The organism is Mannheimia sp., from assembly GCF_056854775.1.
This window is the reverse complement of the sequence record NZ_JBXGGI010000014.1, coordinates 1-4,080: the sequence shown is the minus strand read 5'-3', so window position 1 is coordinate 4,080 and position 4,080 is coordinate 1. Positions and strand designations below refer to the sequence as shown.

The following is a 4,080-nucleotide window of genomic DNA, read 5'->3' as shown; positions in this document are numbered from 1 at the left end:
ATCTTCGCTTATCGGCACTGGCTCATTAGCAATCAAACTTGCTAATAGCTCCCCCAATAATGGAGCGGTAGTCAAACCGCGAGAAGCTAACCCATTCACCATATATAAATTTGCAAAAATTTCCGCATTTTCGACCGCTTGTTTGCGTCTTAGCTGATTGTATAAATTGGCATACTGCTCTTTTTGGCGAGTAAAATGATGAATTGCACCCACCATTGGAATGCGATCTCGAAATGCCGCTCTAATACCAACTTTTGCCAGATTTTGCGAATAATCAATGCCATTTGTCCACTCACAAGCGGTTAAATTTTGCTGAAGTTTTGCAATATTCTCTAAATGTTCTGTTTCGCTAAAACGGGTTTCTGCATTATCTCGAATATGGCTTGCCCCAATACAATGCTTCCCTGATTTCGCCATTGGCGTTAAATAGCCATCATAGCAAACCACACATTTTAGTTTTTGCAGTTGCATTGTAGTAGGAATTTGGCTCACTTGCCCCCGTACAGGGTAAAGCGGAATGCCATTAGCTTGGCTAAATTCATTCAATGTATAACCATTTGCCAGCACAACGGCTTGGTGTTGAAAAACGTCTCCGGCTGTCTGCCATTGCCATTTTCCGTTTGAAAATAGCAAATTCTCAACTTTGTGATTAAGCACTATTTTCAACCCTTTAGCTTCAAGCCACGCAAAGCCATTTCTCACAAACTGTACTGGCGAAAGCCAACCACCTTGTGGAATAAAAGCCCCACCCTTTGGTACATTTAAGCCTAATTTCTCGCTTAATTCATCAGCAGAACACAATTTAAATAGCGTTTCGTCATCAGTTTGTCCCGCCATTTTGGCAAGTTTTTTCGCTGTTTTATCATTATAGGCATAAAGTGCCACACCATTTAGATTATGCTCAAATTCAAATTCCGCTTTAAGCTGTGCTAATCTTTGCAACGCATAGTCAAAACTGTGAATATAAAACCGCACATTTCGTTCATCATCATCACTCAATTGTGGATAAATCGCTCCCTGCAAATTACCGGAAGCATTCATCGCTACATTTTCATCTTTACAATAAAGCGTAACTTGCTTGCCTTTTTCTAGTAGTGATAACGCCACAAATAAACTTGCCACACCGCCACCAATAATCGCAATATCTTCTACACTTTCATTTTTGGCATAAAAATAAGGATAACTAGGCGGTTGAATTAAGCTCTCAAGCGGTTTTTCTCCCCACAGCATTTCTCGTTTTCTGCCAAAACCTTTGCGTTTTTTTACCTCAAAACCTGCTGCTTGCAAGCCTCTTCTCACATTACTTGAAGCCGTGAAAGTTGCAAAACTGCCGCCATTCGTAGTTAAACGGAACATTTGCTGGTATAAATGGTCATTCCACATCTCAGGGTTTTTATCGGGCGAGAAACCATCTAAAAACCACGCATCGACTGTACTATTATAAAGATCACCTAACTGAGGTAAATTCTCTGCAATATCTCCAAACCATAGATCCAAATAAATATGTTTAAAATGATAACGCTGACAGCCTTTCTGACGTGGCAACCAGCAAGCGGTCAAATTTTCAGATAAGTTTGCAAATTGTGGGTAATGTTGATGAATTTCGCTGAGCTGGCTTGAAGTGAGAGGGAATTTCTCAAATGAAATAAAATAAAGCCGTTTGAGTTTACTTTGTGGAAATTCCGCTTGAAATTGCTGGAATTTATCAGCAACTGCTAAAAAATTTAAACCTGTACCAAAGCCTGTTTCCGCAATCACAAAGGCATCTTTTGTGTGAGATTGCCATTTTTCCCAAAGTTGATTACCTTCTTGGAAAACATAATAACTTTCCGCTAAACCATCTTGGGTGGAAAAATAAATATCATCAAATTGTTCTGAAACAGGCGTATTTGCAGCATTAAAAGAAAGTGAGGCAAAAGCAAGCTTAGACATCATATCCCTCAAAACAAAACACGGAAAACCAAGAGATTTTCCGTGCCTTAATAATAAATAAATATTAGAAAATATTGTAGGCTAAAAAGACAATCATACCAAGTGCGAAAGCCACTGTTAGCATTGAATAACCCAAAGTACCCATATATAAATCCTCATTGTTAGTTATTGTTAAAATATCGTTTTTATTCTAACACAATTTAATGGGCTGTGTCGCTATGCGTGAATAATTTTCGTAAAACAAGCGGTCAATTTTTCCAAATCTTTTACGCCTTTGGCACTTTCAACACCTGAGTTTAAATCCACGCCTAAACAACCTTGAGCTAAGGCAGTTTCAATATTTTCCGCATTAATACCGCCCGCTAATAATGATTTCTGCTTCAACGTTTCTGGAATTAACGCCCAGTTAAAGGTTTTACCTGTACCGCCTTGCTGGTTCGCCACTTTGCTGTCTAACACATAACGAGCAACTTGTGGATTATTCTCAAACTCTACATTTTCCGCTTCAATATCCACTGATAATGCTTTCCAAATTTGGGTTTGATCGCCAAGTTTTCCCGCTAACTCTGCAATATATCCATCATCTTCAGAGCCGTGTAATTGCACCGCAAATAACTCTAACTGTTTTGCAATTTTCTCCACAAATTCGACCGCTTGATCTTGGAATACCCCCACATAACGAAGCGGTGCATTTACCACTAATTCCTGTGCTTGGCGAAGCGAAAGCTGGCGTGGCGAGCCTTCGGCAAAAATTAAACCACCATACAATGCCCCTAGCTTATACACTGCTTTTACATCTTGCACTCGAGTTAAACCGCACACTTTATTTTCGCCGAAAACCACTGCACGCACCGCATTATTTAGATCCGCATTCCCCATCAGACTACTGCCGATCAAAAAAGCGTTAACATAAGGCTTAATTCGTTTAACCTGATTGTGATCATTAATACCTGACTCAGAGACTAAACAAACATCAGCAGGAATTTGGTGCTGATATTTTTCCACCAAGCGAATAATTCGGTTCATATCAATAGTGAGCGTGTGCAAATCACGGTTATTTACCCCAATCACTTTCGCCCCTAACGCTAATGCACGCTCAAATTCCGCTTCGGTGCTGGTTTCAGTCAAAACCCCCATTCCTAGCTCGTGGGCTAAACTCGAAAGTTCACGATAAGTTTCATCATCAACGACCGACAACATCAGCAAAATCGCATCAGCGTTATAAAAACGGGCAAGATAAACTTGATAAGGCGAAATCATAAAATCTTTACATAAAATCGGCTGTGTAGTCTGACGTTTAACTTGGTCGATATAGCGAAAATCGCCTTGAAAATATTGCTCATCAGTCAAAACAGAAATCACACTGGCATAGTTTTTATAAACTGCCGAAATACTGTCTAAATCAAACTCTGCTCGAATTAATCCTTTTGATGGCGAAGCTTTTTTACACTCTAAAATATACGCAGGCTCTTGGTGAGAACCTTTTGCCAATTGAGCATAAAAATCACGATCACTTTTCACGATTTTGTGCTGAAATTCGCTTAATGGGAAATCTTGTTGCTTTTGCTCCACCCAAATCGCTTTATCTTGTACGATTTTTTGTAAAATAGTCGGCTGATTAGTTGAATCGGTATTTTGCATATAAATTCCTAGAGAGAAATAAGTTTGAGTGGTAGAATCTGTGCTTATTTTTACCTGAAAAAGACGAATTTCACAAGCGAAACTGAAATGAAAGATCAAGTTAAACAACATTTATCAGATTTAGAAATTGCCCTGCGTGTTAATCAACTGTGGGAAGCTACTCCGCCAAGCCCTGAGGCACTTGCCAATGAGCAACCATTTTGTGTAGAAACGCTCACACCAACTCAATGGCTACAATGGATTTTTATTCCAAGAATGCGAGCTATTTTAGAAGCTACCGCCGATTTACCTCGCAATTTTGCCATTACACCTTATTTGGAAGAAGCGTTAAAAAATGAAGCATATTTGCAGGCAATTTGTGAGCCTGTATTGAAATTAGAAACGTTGTTGAAAGATTAATTTCTATTAATCGCCCTCAAAATAATATGACCTTAGACATTTTATACCAAGACGATGAACTTATTGCCATTAACAAACCTGCCGGAATGTTAGTGTATCGCTCTTGGC

3 protein-coding genes and 1 pseudogene are annotated in these 4,080 nt (G+C 39.2%); 2 read left to right on the top strand and 2 right to left on the bottom strand.

Annotated elements, in window-relative coordinates; translation table 11 throughout:
- The coding region (gene mnmC, locus ACJHV0_RS01135) for a bifunctional tRNA (5-methylaminomethyl-2-thiouridine)(34)-methyltransferase MnmC2/FAD-dependent 5-carboxymethylaminomethyl-2-thiouridine(34) oxidoreductase MnmC1 (protein ID WP_483133137.1) at nt 1-1,932 on the bottom strand (1,932 nt) is incomplete at its 3' end.
- A 216-nt stretch (nt 1,933-2,148) separates the two neighbouring features.
- Nucleotides 2,149-3,573, bottom strand: a complete 1,425-nt coding sequence (gene trpCF, locus ACJHV0_RS01130; protein ID WP_483133136.1) for a bifunctional indole-3-glycerol-phosphate synthase TrpC/phosphoribosylanthranilate isomerase TrpF — start codon at nt 3,571-3,573, stop codon at nt 2,149-2,151.
- An 87-nt stretch (nt 3,574-3,660) separates the two neighbouring features.
- Here trpCF and ACJHV0_RS01125 point away from each other — a divergent pair, with 87 nt between their 5' ends.
- Complete coding sequence (locus ACJHV0_RS01125) at nt 3,661-3,972, top strand: YqcC family protein (protein WP_025236185.1); 312 nt, start codon at nt 3,661-3,663, stop codon at nt 3,970-3,972.
- Nucleotides 3,973-3,998: 26 nt separating this feature from the next.
- Nucleotides 3,999-4,080: pseudogene (locus ACJHV0_RS01120) on the top strand (tRNA pseudouridine(65) synthase TruC); the annotation flags it as partial.